Source organism: Alteromonas sp. KUL49, assembly GCF_006538345.1.
Taxonomy (GTDB): domain Bacteria; phylum Pseudomonadota; class Gammaproteobacteria; order Enterobacterales; family Alteromonadaceae; genus Alteromonas.
On record NZ_BJKL01000007.1, the window covers coordinates 20,218 to 38,691 of the forward strand.

Annotated in this window: 15 protein-coding genes and 1 pseudogene; 4 read left to right on the forward strand and 12 right to left on the reverse strand. The window is 43.6% G+C overall.

Annotation, left to right across the window (positions count from 1 at the left end; translation table 11 throughout):
- Positions 1-39: 39 nt before the first annotated feature.
- The 4 genes from EYS00_RS13060 to sbcD all read right to left on the reverse strand — a co-directional run bounded on the left by EYS00_RS13060 (position 40) and on the right by sbcD (position 7,827).
- Positions 40-2,055: an EAL domain-containing protein gene (locus tag EYS00_RS13060; protein WP_130637311.1), complete on the reverse strand. Its 2,016-nt coding sequence runs from the start codon at positions 2,053-2,055 to the stop codon at positions 40-42.
- Positions 1,964-2,896, reverse strand: a complete 933-nt coding sequence (locus EYS00_RS13065) for a cache domain-containing protein (protein WP_130637313.1) — start codon at positions 2,894-2,896, stop codon at positions 1,964-1,966. Before EYS00_RS13065 ends, EYS00_RS13060 begins: the two co-directional genes overlap by 92 nt.
- A gap of 117 nt (positions 2,897-3,013) precedes the next feature.
- Positions 3,014-6,694 (reverse strand): SbcC/MukB-like Walker B domain-containing protein, encoded by a 3,681-nt coding sequence (locus EYS00_RS13070; protein WP_130637315.1) that lies wholly within the window; start codon positions 6,692-6,694, stop codon positions 3,014-3,016.
- The gene (gene sbcD, locus EYS00_RS13075) at positions 6,691-7,827 is read right to left on the reverse strand and encodes an exonuclease subunit SbcD (RefSeq protein ID WP_373995571.1); all 1,137 of its coding nucleotides are present in this window, start codon (positions 7,825-7,827) and stop codon (positions 6,691-6,693) included. The genes EYS00_RS13070 and sbcD overlap by 4 nt, the downstream gene beginning before the upstream one ends.
- Positions 7,828-8,049: 222 nt before the next feature.
- Between sbcD and EYS00_RS13080 the strand changes: the two genes are divergently transcribed.
- The 4 genes from EYS00_RS13080 (at position 8,050) to EYS00_RS13095 (ending at position 10,377) form a co-directional block, all read left to right on the forward strand.
- Complete coding sequence (locus tag EYS00_RS13080; RefSeq protein WP_130637317.1) at positions 8,050-8,646, forward strand: YigZ family protein; 597 nt, start codon at positions 8,050-8,052, stop codon at positions 8,644-8,646.
- Between the two features lie 89 nt (positions 8,647-8,735).
- Positions 8,736-9,182, forward strand: coding sequence for a MarR family winged helix-turn-helix transcriptional regulator (locus EYS00_RS13085; RefSeq protein WP_130637318.1), 447 nt, complete (start codon positions 8,736-8,738; stop codon positions 9,180-9,182).
- A gap of 68 nt (positions 9,183-9,250) precedes the next feature.
- Positions 9,251-9,886: a hemolysin III family protein gene (locus EYS00_RS13090; protein WP_130637319.1), complete on the forward strand. Its 636-nt coding sequence runs from the start codon at positions 9,251-9,253 to the stop codon at positions 9,884-9,886.
- The gene (locus tag EYS00_RS13095) at positions 9,883-10,377 is read left to right on the forward strand and encodes a hypothetical protein (protein ID WP_130637320.1); all 495 of its coding nucleotides are present in this window, start codon (positions 9,883-9,885) and stop codon (positions 10,375-10,377) included. The genes EYS00_RS13090 and EYS00_RS13095 overlap by 4 nt, the downstream gene beginning before the upstream one ends.
- A 4-nt stretch (positions 10,378-10,381) precedes the next feature.
- Here EYS00_RS13095 and EYS00_RS13100 read toward each other — a convergent pair whose 3' ends face one another.
- The 8 genes and pseudogenes from EYS00_RS13100 to pstA all read right to left on the reverse strand — a co-directional run bounded on the left by EYS00_RS13100 (position 10,382) and on the right by pstA (position 18,473).
- Positions 10,382-11,311 carry a hypothetical protein gene (locus tag EYS00_RS13100; protein WP_130637321.1) on the reverse strand — a complete coding sequence of 310 codons (930 nt, stop codon included), beginning with the start codon at positions 11,309-11,311 and terminating at the stop codon, positions 10,382-10,384.
- 16 nt (positions 11,312-11,327) lie between these two features.
- On the reverse strand, positions 11,328-12,020 hold the full coding sequence (locus EYS00_RS13105; protein WP_130637322.1) for a hypothetical protein: 693 nt from the start codon (positions 12,018-12,020) through the stop codon (positions 11,328-11,330).
- Positions 12,007-12,549: an RNA polymerase sigma factor gene (locus tag EYS00_RS13110; RefSeq protein ID WP_130637324.1), complete on the reverse strand. Its 543-nt coding sequence runs from the start codon at positions 12,547-12,549 to the stop codon at positions 12,007-12,009. Before EYS00_RS13110 ends, EYS00_RS13105 begins: the two co-directional genes overlap by 14 nt.
- Before the next feature lie 148 nt (positions 12,550-12,697).
- On the reverse strand, positions 12,698-13,606 hold the full coding sequence (locus EYS00_RS13115) for a hydrogen peroxide-inducible genes activator (RefSeq protein ID WP_130637326.1): 909 nt from the start codon (positions 13,604-13,606) through the stop codon (positions 12,698-12,700).
- Between the two features lie 140 nt (positions 13,607-13,746).
- Entirely contained in the window at positions 13,747-15,018 is a 1,272-nt protein-coding gene (locus tag EYS00_RS13120) for an inorganic phosphate transporter (RefSeq protein ID WP_130637329.1), read from the reverse strand.
- Between the two features lie 300 nt (positions 15,019-15,318).
- Complete coding sequence (gene phoU, locus EYS00_RS13125; RefSeq protein WP_130637331.1) at positions 15,319-16,035, reverse strand: phosphate signaling complex protein PhoU; 717 nt, start codon at positions 16,033-16,035, stop codon at positions 15,319-15,321.
- Positions 16,036-16,082: 47 nt separating this feature from the next.
- Positions 16,083-16,888 (reverse strand): annotated as a pseudogene (gene pstB / locus EYS00_RS13130) (phosphate ABC transporter ATP-binding protein PstB).
- A gap of 22 nt (positions 16,889-16,910) precedes the next feature.
- Positions 16,911-18,473: a phosphate ABC transporter permease PstA gene (gene pstA / locus EYS00_RS13135; RefSeq protein ID WP_130637334.1), complete on the reverse strand. Its 1,563-nt coding sequence runs from the start codon at positions 18,471-18,473 to the stop codon at positions 16,911-16,913.
- Position 18,474 lies beyond the last annotated feature (1 nt).

Below are 18,474 nucleotides of genomic sequence, written 5' to 3' on the forward strand. Positions count from 1 at the left end.
ATAGTAAATTAGTTGAGTTTTGCGCCAAACGCGAAAACATCAGTTAATAAAACGAGATACCCATTCTTCTACAGGCAGCGGTTTAGAAAAATAATACCCTTGAATAGCAACGTTTCCGCGCTGCGCTTCTAGGTAATCCAGTTGAATTTGGTTTTCAACGCCCTCTGCAACAATTTTCAAGTTCAGCGCATTAGCCATTTGAATTATCAGATTTACGATGGGTACATAGCTGTCACTTGAAACAATAGAATCAATAAATGTTTTATCTATCTTTAATTCAGTTACCGGAAGGTTCTTAATGTAGCTGAGACTTGAGTATCCTGTACCAAAGTCATCTATCGAAAACCGAACGCCTTTTTCACGCAGTGTCTGCATTTTCTCGCTAATCAACTGAAAATCAGCCACTAGAACACTCTCGGTCAACTCCAGTGTAATCTGCTCAAAACTCACGCCGTAATCTTCAATAGTACTGGTAAATCGCTTGAGAAAGCTGGGTTGCGCAATATGTTTGGCGCTTATATTAATAGAAATTGAGCCAGCATAAGACTTGTTTGAGTTATACACAGCTAACAGTTCACACACCTGTTCAATGACCCAGGTGTCAATCTCAACAATCTTTCCATTTTGCTCTGCAAGTGCGATGAACTCGTCTGGCCTTATATTGCCCAGCTCAGGAGAGTTCCAGCGAACCAGTGCTTCTGTACCAACAATATTCTTCGCGGTATCGAATTGAGGCTGTAAGACTAAATAGAGTTCGTCCAAAAAACTGTGATTTTGCATGGCGTAAATAAGGTCGAATTGACGCCGTAAAAAAGCGATTTCTCTTACCGTTGCGACGGCAAAACGATTGCCACCGTCAGCCTTCGCCCCCTTCATTGTCAGTTCCAAAAGAGGTTTGAGATCCTTGTGATTTATCGAAGGAACATAATTTTCTAATAAACCAATAGAAGCGGTAATACTGACCATTTCACCGTCAATAACCACAGGGGCTGCAATAATATCTACAAGTTTGTCTGCCAAATTGTAGGAAAACGACGGTTTGTTTTCATACAGTTGATCACCGTCTACATTGCGCAGGCAGTCTTGAACGATAATAAAAAAGCTATCCCCCGAATATCGATATATCTCACAGCCAGAAGGCAATACCACTTTGATTTTATCGACAACAGCACGCAACAGCTCATCAGCCATCTCTTCATTATAGATAAGATTAAACTGGGAAAACTTATCAAGGTTTATCAATAGCAAAGCAAATTGGTGACGCTTGCGTATGTGGTCGTCTATCGACCTTCCCTCAATACGCTCCATACAGTCTTTAATATCGTTTTCAAAAGAGTATCGATTCATGGCACCCGTTAAATCATCGTAAAACGCGAGTTTATTGATTCGTTCTTCGGCCTGTTTTTGGCTCGTAATATCAACAATAAACGCGATAAACTCATCCCTGTCATCGTCAAACGTTGCTCCACCGATAAGTGCCGTCATTTGGTCGCCATGCTTACCGACAAACACTTTTTCATAGGCAGGAATTTCACCGCTCTCGGCCAGGGTTTCAAATGCCATTTCATCACTTTGCTCGTATTGGTAGTCTGACACTTTCATCCAACTGACAGCGCCCAGTTCAAAGTCCTCTCGAGAATATCCGAGCATAGATAAAAAAGTATCATTCACATCCACGATCTTCCCTGTGGTGTCTCCACGAATAATCCCGATGAAGCTAGAAGACTCCCAACGTTTAAATCTGACGGCATCCTTCAATATCTGAGCGTTTTTTTCGCCAATTTGTTTTAACGTAAGTTCGAGGTCGTCTTTAATGTTGAATAGGGTGGATGTCATCACGTTAAAATTTAATGCGAGTTCAGCCACCTCATCATTGCCTTTAATAACAACCGCTTCTCGCTGTTGAAATTGGATAATCTTATTCACTGCCTGATTAAGCACGGTGATAGGAGATGCGATACGTTTAGCAAAGTAAATGGACAATCCAAGTACAATCAACACAACCAATACGACAAAAAAGATGATGTTTAAAAAACGCGCGATTGATGTGGTCATAGGCTTCTTGCTTATCTATCTTAACAATGATCCCCCAATCAACTTCTTCGATATATCGGGAAACGGCAATTACCGGTTCATTCCTATAGTCAGGAAAATCGGTAAACGTACTGGTCGATTTGTTAAGTGCATGAATGATAGGGATGTTAAGGTTGTCTTTAGGTATAACAATGTTCAGCGCAGAATTGCTGTTATGTCGAGTCGGAGTAAGAAAAACGGCGTCACCGTCTTTATTACGAGATGCAACGACTGTCTCTCCGGTTTTTCCCAAGCCGGTATAGTCCTGCACCAGAGACAACATGCTGTCTGGTAGAATCTCTATTACCATGAAGGCAATGGCTTCACCTTCGAGTAACACTGGACCATAAACGTTCATCACCAACTGTCCGGTCTCTGAATACGAGACGTCAATGACGTAGTCGCTGGTAGAAGTATAAACTGAGCGGTCAATATAGGGGAACCTGTCTTCATTGCTAGCGCAAATTAGTACGCCGTCTACGTCGTACAAACTTATGGCTCTGAAGTGAAGAATCCCCTCTTTGGCATCTTTAAGGATCTTATTGATACTCTGAATTTTATCAAAAGCCTGTGGTGCGAGATTGTATTCGCTAATGAGTTGACGAAGCCGGGTTCGAGAGGCAACCGTGCGAAACATGTCGAACTCTTTTTGCTGAGCAGCTCGAATTCGATTAAATTGAATAGACGCAACAGATTGCAGATGATCGATAACCTGACGTTCTATGTGCAGTCTTTCAATGAAATAAAGCACGCTTCCGCATATAAGTAGCGGAAGCAGTGCAACACAAAGGTAAGAAAATAAAAGCCGCTCTTTTAGCTTCATTGCCGTCCGAGATGAAATAGGTTAGCCATTGAAAAGATTGCGATAAGGCCAACTATCAAAAAGAATACTGCGATATTCTTACTATAGACGATTACTCAGAAGTTAAATGAAAGATATTCAATTTTCGACGTTTAGTGCATAGCGTCTGTCCAAAACACTACTGCCTACACCATTTCTTTTGGTGACTTTTAGTTGGGTGGGAATACGCTCTTTCATGGCGTCAATATGACTGATTACACCTATCATTTTTCCAGATGCATTTAGGTTATCTAATGCGTCTAATGCAACATCAAGGGTTTCGGCATCAAGCGTACCGAACCCCTCATCAAGAAAAAGTGAATCTATACTGGTTTTATGACTCACTAGGTCAGATAACGCCAGCGCCAAAGCTAAACTCACGAGAAAACTTTCACCACCGGATAAAGTTTTTGTATCTCGCTCTACGTCACCTTGCCATGTATCAAGCACACTCAAACTCAGACCTTCACCCGACTGCCTTTTCAATTGATATCGACCGTGAAGCTTGTCCAATCTGCCGTTTGCCAGATAGACCAAATTATCTAGGGTTAGCCCTTGGGCAAACTTTCTGAATTTGTCACCATTTGCCGACCCAATCAGTGAGTGAAGGTAAGCAATATCGTCATATTCTTGTTCAAATTGCGCTTTCTGTTCGAGTAATGTCTGTTGATTTTTTCTTGTCGTTTCGTCAGCCTCTAATTGCTGTGTCACCTTTCCTAATTGCGCCAGGCTAGATTCATGCTGCTCCACTAACACATCGACCTTATGCTCAACAGAAGCCAGAGGTTCACGTTTCCAGAGGGCAGAATGTTGATGATCATTAAGCTCATTGGCTTGTGTTAGTAGCTGCTGTGTAATCGTGCTTAAGTAGTGAGCTTTGCGTTTTAGTTCTTCATCGAGTTTCTGGAGTTGTTCTTGCTCATGATCACTGAGCAGCGCAGATAGAAAATCTTCTTCGCTCTTGAACACACTATTTTCAATGGTACTGGTCCATTTAATTGATAGCTCTGCAATATGACCTTTCATGTCTATTAGCTGTTGATTTAGTGTATTGGCCTTTGATGTCAACGCAGCATGCTCTGTGGTTCGCTCCGACACTTGCCTTTGATTGAGTTTGAGATCATTCAGCGCATCGTTTGATTGAGCGTGCATAGTTTGCTTAGATTGAACTATGTCTCCCTGCGGAAACACAGACGTGCGTTCTCTTTCTAGTGTTTGTATCTCACTCGCCAGAGCATCAATATCACCATCAAATCTTTTTTGCTGCGCTTGATAATCGATGAGTCGCTGCGCAAGGTTGTCGATATCTGTTTTTAACGGCGCGATATCTAAACTTAATGTATGAACCTGTTCAGATGTCGATTTAAAAGCCTTCGCTGAAGCCTGTTTTTCATCTAACCATAACAAGATCTCATCGAAGGTCAGCAGACCAGCGCCGTGTTGAGAGATTTGCTGTTCTAGCGTACTTTGTAAAGCTTCAACTTGAGCCTTCAAGTTCTCTAGATTCTCTTTACCTTTGCGCTGAGTCTCTGTTAATTGAGCTAGTGTCTGCTGAGCTAGTGCCACTTGGTTTTGTAACTGACCGTGATGTTTTTGTGCGGCAGTGAATAATTCCGAGGCTTTCAGGTAGTCTTGTTGTCTTTGAGACTGGGCTTTTAATAATGCTTGTGTTTTTTCTAACAACGCATTTTGCTTGCCAATATAACTGACTAAGCTTTGACGGTCCTCAATATCGATATTCTCGCCCATCTCGGCCAGAACAGAAGACCACTGGGCACCTAATTGATTGATTTCACTATTTATTTGACTAAGTTCACTTTGTATCTGCTCCTGCCTTCTTTCGCCCCCTTCTCGTTGAAGCTTTGCTTCTTGACCGTTTTCCTCAATGTCCCTTAATTCGATTTGCAGAGCTTCTCGACGCTTTACTGTATCAGGCAAATCAATGTGCATAGACGCCAAAGGATGGTCAGTCGATCCACAAAGCGGACAAGGCTGTTGTGGAATTAACTGATGGCGAAATTGCGCTAGCTCCTCTTCTTGAGCAATTAACGCAGCAACATCTTGCAGTTGTTGTTTTGTAGACTTATAGCGTTCTCTGAGCTGCGCCTGCAACTGAGAAAAATGCACCACTTCTTTTTGTACCTTTGCACTCTCACTCGAGAGCGATTCAACTTTATCAATCAACTCTCCGTGGCGCTTTTGCCATTGTTCACCGTTGAGCCCGAGTTTCCAGCGCTGATTAGCCTCAGAGATTTTCGCCTCGAGTACCTCTGGAGATCCTCGCTCCAATAGTCTCTGCCACTCGTCATATTTACTCGCAGAGTCTCGCTGGTTGACGTCCAACTCCCGGCTTATTTGAATAAGTTGCTTTTCAAGCTCGATAACCTCTACTTTTTTATTCGACACTTCACAAACACCAATATCCTGTTTTGCCGTCAAGTCTGCTATCTGGTCGCCGAGTGAAATTCCCTGTTGAGCGAGCGCTCGCCAACCACTCAAGCTCTCCAGAACGGTCTCATCACCTTTATTGGCTAATAAGTAAGTTTGTGCTTCGGTTAGCTTTATTTTTTTATCTTCAAGTACTTGTTGTTTCGACGATAATTCTTCGATTGTTTGTTCTAGCTGTTGTTGATTGAGTACTTTTTGACTAACTAACCGGGATTTATCACGAGCAAGTTCGCGTAATCGATTGTCCAATGGAATAACAACGTCACCGATCAGTGTGTTTAGCTGTTCTTGCTCAGCGACAACCTTATTGTACTTTGTCTCAGCATCTAATAGCCGTACTTTGGAAGTTTCCAACTGATTTTCGCTATTAGACTGTACTGAGGTAACCTCTTGAATATGTTTAAATAAAGCTTCGCTGTCAGAGACCTTGCGCTTAATTTCATCATATTGTGGACGTAACTGCTGAGCAGGCTCTCCCAAGGCGAGTTTATCCAATTGGGATTTAGCAAGGTTTTTCGAGTGTTCAAACTCAGCTTTTTCATTGGTGAGCTGCGCCTGTCGCTTTTCACATTGGTCAAACTGCATTCGCCAATGCTGCTGCTCTCTCAGAGACGTTAACTCTTGTTTCTGGTTGCTGACTTCAATGTGCAATGAAGTACTTGCTTGTTGTAATGCAGAGAGTGTCTCTTCATCCAACAAATCAATAGCTTCCAATCGAATATCAAATTGTGCTCGCTGTTGCTTTGCATCGGTAAAACGTTGATGTATTGCTCTGGAGATATTGCCGTAAATTTCTGTACCCGTTAGCTCTTCAAGTAATTCTGCTCGCTCGTTCTCATTGGCATTGAGAAATGCGGCAAAGTCACCTTGCGATAACATCATAGACTTCGTAAAGCGTCCGAAATTGAGACCGGTGAGACTCTCAATTAACTCACTTTTCTGACGAACTTGTGTAGCCAATACATTGCCACTCTCCACTTCAGCAAGCTCAACATCGGCATTTTGTAAACGCCCATCTACCTGCCCTCTTGCCCTGCGCATACTCCAAAATGCCCGATATGCTTTACCCTTTATTTCGAACTCCACTTCTGCGAGGCACTCAGCGCAACCTCGCGTCATAATGTCGTTGTCGCTGGTAGTTATTGGGCCAAGACGGGGGGTTTGGTGATAAAGCGCGAGACAGATCCCGTCCAATAACGTCGTTTTTCCTGCGCCCGTGGGCCCTGTAATCGCAAAAAGTCCGCTGTCGATAAAGGGAGAGTCATTGAAGTTAATCTTCCACTCACCTTTTAAGGCATTGAGGTTTTTAAATCGCAACGTAAGAATTTTCATTCGCTCTCACCGTTGTCTACTTGAGCAAGTTCAACCTCACTGACCAAAGTTTGAAAAAGTGTTTTTATTCGAGTTTTACGCGCTTGTTCAGGCTCAGTATCAAAGGCCTCTTTATCCAGTCGTTCATTAAACACATCAGTAACGGAAAGCTCTGCCAACGTCTCCTTGTGTTGTTGTGATAGCCCACTAAGTGTTTTATTTCTTACTCTACGCAACTGTAAAATCTCTACAGGTTTCCCCTCTGTGATTGCCAATACCCTCTGTTGTAAATCACTTAGATAGTCTTGCGTATCAATCTCAACGCAAAGCCAAAGTGACTTTTCAAGACTGTCGATAACAGAGGAGTGTTTAGCTAACGCCAGATCTATCTCTTTACTCAGTGAATCCATGTTTCCGCGTACGACTGCCATGGGTTGAAATAAGGGCACATTGACTGGCAAAATACTGGTTACATCATCTTTGTTTAGGGCAACTACTACCACTTGCTTTTGACTTTTGAGTTCGTCAAAACTCAACGGAATAGGAGACCCGGAGTAACGGATATGGGGTTGTTTAGCGACAACTTGAGGGCGATGAATATGGCCCAACGCAATATAGTCCGCGGGAGGAAACCCATCCGCAGCAAAACCTTCTAAATTACCTATATAAATATCACGGACACTGTCAGAGGTTTTTACTCCCAGGGCAGTAAGGTGCCCTGTAGCAATGATGGGTACGGGATTGTTCATGGTACTTTGTAGCGCTTTCGCTTCTGAATACAATGTAGCGTAATGCTGTTTTATGGCGTCTCCCAACGCTACACGTTTATCCGTGCCCCCTTCACCGGCCTGACTCTTTAACACATCCCTTGGGCGAATGAATGGAATAGCACAGAGAATGGCGCCTGGATTGCCTGTTTTATCATTAAGAACAAATACTTGTTCTTGTTGGTTTACAGCGGTACTTGCCACAACGTGGCAGTGCAGAAACTTGAGTAAGTCGCGACTTTCATTAAGTACAGAAACGGCGTCGTGATTCCCTCCTAGTACCACTAAACTGCATTGATAAGATTGAAGCTCACACACAAATTGATGATATAGAGTACGTGCATAACTCGGCGGTGTTCCCGTATCAAAGATATCGCCAGCTACCACAATAGCATCAATATGTTCCTGCGCTACTAGTCGGAGTAACCAAGTAAAAACTGCTGATGCTCGTCTGCACGGGTTTTAGTAAAAAAGCTCTGACCAAGATGCCAATCAGATGTATGCAATATCTTCATTTTTATGGGTGTTTTCAGTTTGCGGGGAATTATCGACGATTAGTGTACCTCATTTTCCATTTTACCCGACACACATCTGCGTTATTATGCGTCGATGCACTATCCCGTTCCCGCCTCTCAAGCTCGAAGCTTACTTGAAGTGAAAAAAAGTAAGTTTATCGCGTATGCTGCCTTTGCCGACAGCCGTTCTATGGCAATGAGTTTTTTAGCCGAATTACGAGGAAAATACCCAGATGCAAGGCATCATTGTTGGGCTTATCAACTAGGTAATCCAGACATGCCTGACAGTGCCGCTATGGGAGACGATGGCGAGCCGTCGGGTACCGCTGGCAAACCCATTTTAAACGTGCTTCAACACAAAGGCGTAGGTAACATCATGATTGTCGTGGTGCGCTATTTCGGTGGCATTAAACTAGGCGCTGGTGGCCTTGTCCGCGCCTATTCAGGCGCAGCGCAACAAGTCATGACAAAGTTAGAAGTTAAACAGCAAGCACCTCAGTGTAGTGCTCTTTTAAGAGCTGACTTCAAACATGAGCAATTCTTGCGACACCTTGTCAGTGAGTGTGAGGGAAGCGTAGATAGTTGTGACTACGCACTTGACGTTGCGATGAAAGTAACAGTACCACAAGATAATCTCTCCAAACTATCTGAATCCATTGCAGGTCTTCCAATATCGATACTGGCAGACTAAGCACAATAGTTTTTAAAGTAGTTATGCCCTTGCCTACCATTAACTTTGCATGCAAAATAGCCTCTCATCACATGTTGAGGTAATACTCCGTGTCAGACGCATTAAAACTCGAAAATCAACTTTGCCATCGATTTTACTTAATATCGAATGCCTTTAGCCGCGCGTATCGTCCACTTCTTAATATGCTGGATATCACATACCCACAATATATTGCCATGATGGCACTGTGGGAATCCGACAATATCACTATTAACGCGCTGGTAAGTAAAACGGGGATTGATGGCGGCGCGATGAGCCTCATGCTCAAAAAGCTCGAAGATAAAGGCTATTTGAGCGTCAAAAAAGACACCAAAGACAAACGTGTAAAATACATCGTATTGACCACATCGGGCAAAGCACTGAAAAGTGAAGCCGAGAATGTGCCTAAGCAAATGCTATGTAAATTCAATGATATGACGTTAGAAGAAGGGCGTGAACTGAGACAACTTCTCGATAAGTTGTATCGAAGTTTTGACGACGATGAACCTTCATCTTAGTTTCATACACTTGCCATCTCGGCTTTGTTAACCTTAGCTGTTAGATAGGTCAAAAAAAGAGAAGTAGCATGTCGAGTTTTCCTGCTAAAGCATACTCCGTTGCAGAAGAGTGGTTAAATGCAACAAGCCATGGTATTGGCTTTATCGCTTCAATCGTTGGCTTGATATTCATGCTGTACCGTGCAGATGACAAACTTAGTATCACTGTTGCTGCGATTTATAGCGCTTCATTGATTATCATGTTTTTGAGCTCAACCTTATATCACAGCATCACAGATACCAAGCTCAAGTCATGGCTAAAGCTATGCGATCACAGTGCAATTTACCTTTTAATTGCCGGTACTTATACCCCTATACTACTGGTGTCTATCGGCGGGGTTTTAGGTATCACTATGACTGCAGTCATATGGATCCTTGCGCTTGTGGGAGTGAGTTTTAAACTCATTGCACAACACAGGTTCCCCAAGCTTTCAGTTACAACCTATCTACTGATGGGCTGGATTGCCATTGGTTTAATTTATCCTTTGTACATAGCGTTACCGGGCACTGGATTGTGGCTTCTAGTCGCTGGTGGGCTATGCTTTTCTGTAGGGGTCTGTTTTTACGTAGCGAAAAAGGTAAAATACACCCATGCTGTTTGGCATCTTTTTGTGCTAGGCGGCTGTAGCTGCCATTATTTTTCGATTTATTATTTTGTTGTATGACATCATCAACCGCTAATTCGACAACGCTATTGAACATTGCTTGGTTCACACTAGGCTCAGGGCGTATTTGTCTCGGCAAAAAACCCGATAATGACTACTTAGTAAAATTGAAGCAATCAGGGGTTTCTCACCTTGCCACTGTGCAAACAGGAGAGGAGGAAGGTCGTAGCTACGAATCCAAAGCACTTGAAGCTGGGCTCACTTGGGTATGGTTACCTTTCGACCGTCAAAAAGCAGCTACGCAAAATGAAGAAGCCTATATCCAACAGTACCTAACCGAACTAAAAGCACTGCTAGCTGATGGTGCAAGTGTTTATTTGCACTGCGATGGCACACAACAGCGCTGTAGTCTGCTGTTATTTGCACTTTGCGTCAATAAGGGGATGTCTACATCTAGCGCTTACGCAGTACTGCACAGCTTTGGCAAAAATGCCGCTAACCAACTCCCTCGTAGTGCATTGGAGTGGGCTGCGGCAATCGGCAGAAAATAGCGTATTAAAAGACGTAGACTTGTGCTTGAGTCAATAATCCAGATTCGTCAATAGACTCTTGGACACACGCTTTAATGTCCATTTTTGAGAATACGTAGATCCTGTCTTTTTCTCTACCATCTGTGCCTTTCTCGACGCCCTTGAGCACGACATTAACATGCTCATCATTGGGCAAGGCGCGTAAACCGGCACCAAAGCGACATAAGGCATCCCCTAAACTCGACTCAAACGTGGCAAGAAAGCTCTCGTATGCCTCTTGGTGTAAAGAGGCTTGTTGCTCAACCCGAGCTTGTTGCTCTTGCGCCATCGTTTCGAGTTGCTCACCTAATTCACCCTCTTGCTCAGTCAACGCCTGCACAGCTTCTCGTAACCGCTCAACTTCAACTCTAAGCGTTTCTTGTTCATCTTCGCTCGCTTGACGTGTGGCAAACTCCATATTGCGGATCTCTCGTTCAAGCTCTCGCTTTTGCCAACTGAGTTCACGCTGCTCTGAGCGAAGCTCTCTTAGCTGATCGGTGGTACTGGAAAAGACTTCAACAATTCTCCGACTCGCATCAACGGCTGCCGCTTCCCAGTCGCTATCTATAGAAAACTCAAAGCTATCACCGTCAATAACAATGGGAGCCTTGGGCGCTTTCGGAGGTAAGGTCATAGACGTTACAATGTTTTCAATATCTTCAATCCACACTCTAGAATGTCCGCCTACAGAGACATTCATAACGGCTCCTTGCCCAGCAAGATAACTGCTTTGTAGCTGGCCAATACTCCAACCTCTCTCGGTTTGATTTTGTCGAAAGGTGGTTTTTACCACGTTAGACAATACCTCCAACTCATTTGATAGATCGCTGTAACGCTCCGCCGTGGAATCGGTAGCGGCAATAACCGCCACACTGGAGAAAAGACATAGCCCCACGATTGTTCTTACTGTTTTCATGATACTTTCCTGATGTTTACTCGTCTTCTTCAGACATTAAATAGTTTGCAGGCATGGTTGATGAATAGCCCTGCCCAATGGAATCAATTTCACGCTGTAGCGAACTCAACTGACGCGTCATAAATCGCTGGTCGTCCTGGCGTTGATCGTTAATAAACGCCACTAGTTCTGCAAAATCGGCCTGACGTTCTTGCCTACTCGACGTGAGTAAATAGTGGGTTAGCGCAGCCGCACTTTGCTCTTGCTGATCTCGCATGGCATCTGCGTAGTTTTGCAGTAGCTTTTGATTGTCGCTGTGAAACTGAGTCAATTTGTTGTCAACCATGGCATTGAGTGATGCTTGAGAGCTTGCCACTGAGAAAGTCACACCATGCTCATCAATGCGAAGCTGAGTTCCGCTGAGTACTAAAAACATAGCTCCCACTGACATTGCCATTGCTGCGAATGAAAACCATGGCGCAGAGCGCCTCGTCTGGTAGGGAGATGAAGCGAATTGCCTGCCTTTATCCCAGTGCGGAAGCGGTACACTATCAAAATCTTGTGCAATATCTTGAACCTGCCTTGCATTGTTCACTACACTGGCAAACGCCTTATCAGTCCCGTAAAAATGATCAAAATGTCGTTGTTCTTCATCGTTCAGACTTCCTTCCAACCATGCTGAAAAAATACTGTCTTGAAGGTGTTTAGAAGATTTATTAGGAGAGTTCATTGTCTAGCTCCAACTTTAATTTGCTCAGGCCACTATAGAGTCGAGATTTCACAGTATTCACTGAAACGTCCAATTGATTAGCGATATCTTCAAATGTGAAATGACCGAAAAACTTAAGTTCAATGACGGCTTTCTGATTTAACGGTAGCCCCTGCATTGCTTCGATAAGTGCCCTAGATTGTCGACTGCTGTGCAACGCCACATCATGACAGCTCGCTTCACTTTCCATTTCAGGAACACTATCTACGTCGACCCAATGTCGTTTTCGTCGGTAGTACTCCACGCACCGAAAGTGAGCGATACGGAACAACCAGCTTTTAAAGGCACCATCACCTTTGTACTGAGTTAAACTGCGATACACAGAGATAAAAATATCTTGCATCAAGTCCGCACCATCATCAGCATTACCTGTCATTCGCAAGGCATAATTAAAAATCGGCTTTTCATAGCGCGTCAGTAGTAAGTGCCACGCTTTGTCACTTCCTTTCACTGCTTGTTTTACCAATGTTTCATCGCGTTTGGTAAACACGGCAATTCCCATAATGTTGATTATTAATTTGTTGTTGTAGTGATAAAGTCGACGGACGTAGAGAAATAGTTTGAAAAAAACTGAAAAGAATTTCGAAGAAAGATATTCGACAATAGCTACTCCATCCGTGGAGAGTCATCGATGCCGTTTACTTTAATGTAGGTATAGGTAACAAAGGCGCAATAATTTCGCCCACACGACGGAACAACTGCATTCTGGTAGTGCCTGAGCGCCAGACCAAACCAATCTCTCTAAATGCTTGGGCTTCAGCAGGGAAAGATTTGAGATGCGTATTAGTTAGGATAGATTGGTTCAGTGCCAATTCTGGCATGAAGGTATAACCCATTTTGCTATTAGCGAGCTGCACTAAAGTGTACAAGCTACTTGCAGCCACACTGCTAATTTGGTCACTGTGCTGAAGATTACAGGCACTTACGGCATGTCCCGTCATACAGTGTTCTTGCTGCAACAAAAAAATACTTTTCTTAGGTAATGTGGACACGTCCATCGGATCAGGTAGCGTTTGTGCCATATCCTCATGAGCCACTAAGTGAAACGGATCATGACCCAACACCATCTGCTTACAACCGGGCGTTTCCATAGGAAGCGCTAACAGTAACAAATCCAATTGACCATCGATGAGCTGTTGAAGAAGCTTTTCGGTAGTGTCCTCTTGCATCTCTACATTGATGTCAGGAAGAAATGTTGAAAACGCACCAATCATACCCTCAAACATAAAAGGGGCGATGGTAGGAATAACACCAAATTTAAGCGAACCACGCTGCCAATTGCCAGCATTCTGTGCATACTCAACTAGTTCGCCAGCGTCTTGTAACAAAGCTTTACTGCGCTCAACAATATCTAGCCCTAGCGACGTAAATACAAAAGTTTTGTGTTCACGTTCAAGTAGTTGGCTACCAAAATGATCTTCAAGATTCTGAATGGCCGTACTGAGGGTCGATTGGCTCACATTACATCGCTGTGCGGCTCGATGAAAATGCTGTTCTTGGTGCAGAGTTACTAAATAGTGCAGGTGTTTTAGGTTAGGCCACTTCATTGTAGTCCTTAAGTAATTAAAACTGTCAGTTTTAATCTAACATAAAGATTAAAAAGCGCCTACTTAGATATGGGAAGAACCTAAATAATGGGCATAAAAAAAGAGAGGAAGCCCTCTCTTTTTTCAAAATTAGGATAACGTTAGGCTACGCCAAATGCCGCCTTGAGTACGTAAAAGAAAATAATCGATAGTATCGCGCCCGCGGGCAGCGTTACAATCCAAGACACTACAATATTGCGCACAATACCAAGATTAAGTGCTGATACACCTCGCGCCAAGCCAACACCCAAAACGGCACCAACGAGAGTTTGTGTGGTTGAAATAGGCAAACCAGTACCTGACGCAATCACTACCGTACAGGCTGCGGCTAATTCTGCTGCAAAGCCTCGGCTCGGTGTTAAATGAGTAATACCTTGGCCAATGGTTTTGATCACTCGATGACCAAACAGGGCCAATCCAGCAACGATACCCAATCCACCTAGTGGCAGAATCCAAGGCGCTAACGTTGAACTCGTGGTAATTTCGCCACCACTTGAAACCACACTTACAACAGCGGCCAAAGGACCAATGGCATTCGCCACGTCGTTTGAACCGTGGGCAAAAGCCATACAACATGCGGTAACAACCATAAGCAGTGCAAACACTTTCTCAATATTGGCAGTTTGTACTTCGGTAGAATGGTCTTCGCTAAACTTCATCTTACCAATAAGCCATTTGCCGATGATTGCCAGACCAATCGCAATAGCAATCGCTAGCGCGTAACCAGTTAGTGTATCGAGTTCTAAACCTACGTGCTTTAGCCCTTTCTTGATGGTTACCAATGACATAACAAAACCAGCAAGGGCCATATAAACAGGGACGTATCGCTTCGCGTTGTTAAACGGTGTTTCTGTATGAAAGATGAGTCGCTGAGCACTCATAAAAATTAGGTACGCGATGATACCAGAGATAGCTGGCGTAACTATCCAACTGCCAACAATGCCACCGACTTTACCCCATTCTACAGCGTCCATACTTACGCCAGTCGCTGTAAAGCCAATGATCGCGCCAATAATAGAATGCGTAGTAGATACAGGCCAACCGAGCCATGAGGCTACAGCCAACCAAATGCCTGCAGCGAGTAAGGATGCAATCATCCCCAATACAAGGTACTCGGGTACCGCGGCAAAGTAATCGGCATCGATAATACCTTTGCGGATTGTGGAGGTAACTTCTCCACCAGCGAGGTAAGCTCCCGCAAACTCGAAAATCATTGCAATTAGAATTGCTTGTTTAATGGTTAAGGCTTTTGATCCAACTGATGTTCCCATAGCGTTAGCAACATCATTTGCTCCGATACCCCACGCCATAACAAATCCTACGGCGGCGGCAAGAACAATCAGGATTAGGCCATAACTTTCAAAAAATTCCACAGAGAATCGCTCCTGACATATACGCGATTAAATTTTGGGCACAACAAGGCTAAGTACATAAATACTTAACACGAATAAAATAAACTGAGGCTTTACTGTTTAACCACAATTTGCAATTAAACGTAGCTCACTTTTTGCACGGTCCGTTTCTGGCTGCGGCGCATAATAACGTAATCGTTTGCAGAGCCATAGAGAAAATCTACGAAAAGTGCCAAATCCAACATTTATTCCTAAGAAGCGTCGAGAAAAACAGCAAATATTTCAGTTTTGTGACAATGATAGGATGGAGATCATTCCTTGTCAGGTGAGATCTTCAATCTTTTGCTGAATACTTTCTAACGACTTGTGACGAACGTCTTTGCCTCTTGTTAAATAAATCACATATTCGCATACATTTTTGCAACGATCACCTATCCGCTCTAATGATCTGAGTGCCCAAAGGACATCTAACCAGTCTTGCATATCGTCGGTAGATTTTTGCATTTCTGAAGTGGTGTAGGTTAGTAGGCGTTTATATTCACTGTCTATGCGATTGTCTTGATCGTACACTTTTAGCGCAGCTTCTTCGTCCTGTCTCGCGAACGCGTCAAAAGTGCCTCGCATCATAGCAGCCACCCTTTCGCCGATGAGTAACATACTGGTGCGAATAGTATTTGAGGCCGGCAGTTTATTTCTGGTGACAAGCTTAGCAATACGCTCTATTTCATCACCCATACGCTCTATATCAGTCACTGCTTTGGTGATAGTAAGTATCAATCTTAGGTCACTTGCCGTAGGGTGTCGCTTAGCAATAATACGTAAGCATTCCTCATCAATCTGTACTTCCATTGAATTGATTTTTAGATCATTTAATACGACTTTTTCGGCTAAACCTGCATGATTGAGCTTCACCGCTTTTAGGGTATTTACCAGCTGCTGTTCCACCTCGCCGCCCATAGTAAGTACCGAGTTACGCAAATTCTCTAACTCAATATTAAACGTACCAGAGATGTGATTATTTAATGCAACTTGTCGCATTTGCTACTCCTTAACTTGCCGTCGATTTCTAGAGCGTATTGCCCTAATTAACCATAACGACCGGTAATGTAATCTTCGGTTTGTTTTTCTCAGGCATGGTAAACAAGGTATCACTATCGGCGTATTCTATAAGGCTACCTTGATGAAAAAAGGCTGTAAAATCAGAAACCCTAGCCGCCTGTTGCATGTTGTGCGTTACGATAACTATGGTACAGCGCTTTTTAAGCTCACCCATGAGTTCTTCGATAAACAAGGTTGTTAAAGGGTCAAGCGCCGAGGTGGGCTCATCTAATAGCAAAATCTCGGGCTTTAACGCCAAAGCGCGGGCAATAACCAATCTCTGTTGCTGTCCGCCAGATAGTATTCCGGCTGATTCGAATAATCGGTCTTTAACTTCATCCCAAAGTGCCGCCTCTTTCAAGGCGCTTTCCACAGCATCATCTAACTGACGCCGAGCTTTAACACCTTGCAGACGTAAGCCGTAACAAACATTATCATAAATACTCATAGGAAAAGGGTTTGGCCGTTGAAATACCATACCCACTTTTGAACGAAGTCGAGACACATTGACTTTCTTGTGATTAATATCTTTTCCATTAATCACGACTTTGCCCGTGTATTTACAGCTATTGTGTAAATCGTTGAGCCTATTGAAGCTATTAATGAGCGTAGACTTACCACAGCCACTTTGACCAATCAGTGCAGTGATCTGATTTTTCGCTATTTTCAATGAAATATCATTCAATACATGTTTGTTTCCGAACCACAAATTCAGGCCCTGCACATCAATTGCCGTGTTGGCTTCATCGATGGAATTTACATGTAATGTATTGTGTTCAAAAAGCTTTAACATCGATTATCCCTGTAACCACACACTAATACTGTAAGTAGCGCTTGCGCAGTCGCGTTCTCAACCACACGGCTAGCAAATTAAGCACAAACACAACGCCTAGCAACAATAAGCATGATGCGAACATCATAGAAGCACTTTTAATATTGGTTTGGCTATGGAAGGCACCATCGTATATCAACACGCCCAGATGCATAAACTGCCTATCTAAGTGAAGGAACGGAAATTCACTATCTATGGGCAAATTAGGCGCAAACTTTACCGCCCCTACTAACATCAATGGCGCCACCTCTCCAGCTGCCCGTGCAATGGCCAATATGACGCCCGTCATAATCCCGGGTGATGCTATAGGCAAGATGGTTTTCATAATTGTTTCTAACTTAGTAGCACCCAGCGCGTAACTGCCTTGTTTTAACCCTTCAGGCACTCGACGTAACCCCTCTTCAGTGGCAACTATAACCACAGGCAACGTCAATATAGCCATAGTGAGCGCCGCCCAGAATACCCCTGGAGCTCCCATGGTGGGAGCAGGAAGTGTATCGCTGAAAAACAAGGCGTCGATGTTACCGCCTACGGTGTAAACAAAAAAGCCCAAACCAAACACGCCATACACAATAGAAGGGACGCCGGCCATATTACTGACACTGATACGAATAATAGAAGTAAACAAATTATCGGGTGCGTACTCACTGAGATAAATTGCAGCGAGAACACCGAAAGGTGTCACTATAATCGTCATCATAAATACCATCAAAATGGTACCGAAAAGCGCGGGGAAAACACCACCTGCCGTATTTGCTTGTTTAGGAGATTCTGTGAGGAAAGTACGCACACGACTTAATACTACGCCCCAAGTCTCAATAAATGATAAATCACTAACAAAGTAAAGGTTATCTACGCTCGACAAATTGACAGATAAAGCACGCCCATCAGCAAAACCAACTCTCAGTTGATACGCCTGTCGCTGCGACTCTAATCGCTCGACTTCTTGTTGGGCATGTGTAAACGCAGAGATAAGTTTTTCTCGAGCTGGAGCATCGGCCTCAACACCTTTAATATCAAAAACAGCTAGCTGCTCATGAATTGATGCGAGTTGATTTGATCGAATACTTTCGATTTCATCATTGATTAACTCTACCTCTGCCAGCATCGCTTCAAAGGAATAAAACGGTAAGATATCTTTATCCGACGAGGACAAATATAGAGGCCGCGCGAGTATCATTCGTCCATCTATGAGACTAATAGCGGCGCTGTCCAAAGACAGCTCCATACGTTTTATCTTAGTATCTTCGACAACCAACTCACTGCCATAGGGTGTCTCAAGTGTGGCAACTTTTAACTGAGTCGTAGCACTTTCCTCGTCAACAAGAGTGACCTGGGCTAATACCATATGATCATTAGCTTGGTTATCAATATAGGAGACTTTGTAGATGGGTGTTGGCCAAAAGTAAGCACCACCACGAACTGTAATTAATGTGAGCAAGCTCAGCAGTACAATGAGCAACAGACTCGTCAAAAACGCCGTTAGGCTTATAACAAGTGATTGGCGCTGAACCGGATTTAACAACTCGCGAAGTGTATTGTTCACA

What these genes read in the sequence shown, in the direction of transcription:
- EYS00_RS13060 (WP_130637311.1), bottom strand. Translation starts at nt 2,055, where the DNA reads ATGACCACATCAATCGCGCGTTTTTTAAACATCATCTTTTTTGTCGTA.
- EYS00_RS13065 (WP_130637313.1), bottom strand. Translation starts at nt 2,896, where the DNA reads ATGAAGCTAAAAGAGCGGCTTTTATTTTCTTACCTTTGTGTTGCACTG.
- EYS00_RS13070 (WP_130637315.1), bottom strand. Translation starts at nt 6,694, where the DNA reads ATGAAAATTCTTACGTTGCGATTTAAAAACCTCAATGCCTTAAAAGGT.
- EYS00_RS13080 (WP_130637317.1), top strand. Translation starts at nt 8,050, where the DNA reads ATGCACTATCCCGTTCCCGCCTCTCAAGCTCGAAGCTTACTTGAAGTG.
- EYS00_RS13090 (WP_130637319.1), top strand. Translation starts at nt 9,251, where the DNA reads ATGTCGAGTTTTCCTGCTAAAGCATACTCCGTTGCAGAAGAGTGGTTA.
- EYS00_RS13095 (WP_130637320.1), top strand. Translation starts at nt 9,883, where the DNA reads ATGACATCATCAACCGCTAATTCGACAACGCTATTGAACATTGCTTGG.
- EYS00_RS13100 (WP_130637321.1), bottom strand. Translation starts at nt 11,311, where the DNA reads ATGAAAACAGTAAGAACAATCGTGGGGCTATGTCTTTTCTCCAGTGTG.
- EYS00_RS13105 (WP_130637322.1), bottom strand. Translation starts at nt 12,020, where the DNA reads ATGAACTCTCCTAATAAATCTTCTAAACACCTTCAAGACAGTATTTTT.
- EYS00_RS13115 (WP_130637326.1), bottom strand. Translation starts at nt 13,606, where the DNA reads ATGAAGTGGCCTAACCTAAAACACCTGCACTATTTAGTAACTCTGCAC.
- phoU (WP_130637331.1), bottom strand. Translation starts at nt 16,035, where the DNA reads ATGCGACAAGTTGCATTAAATAATCACATCTCTGGTACGTTTAATATT.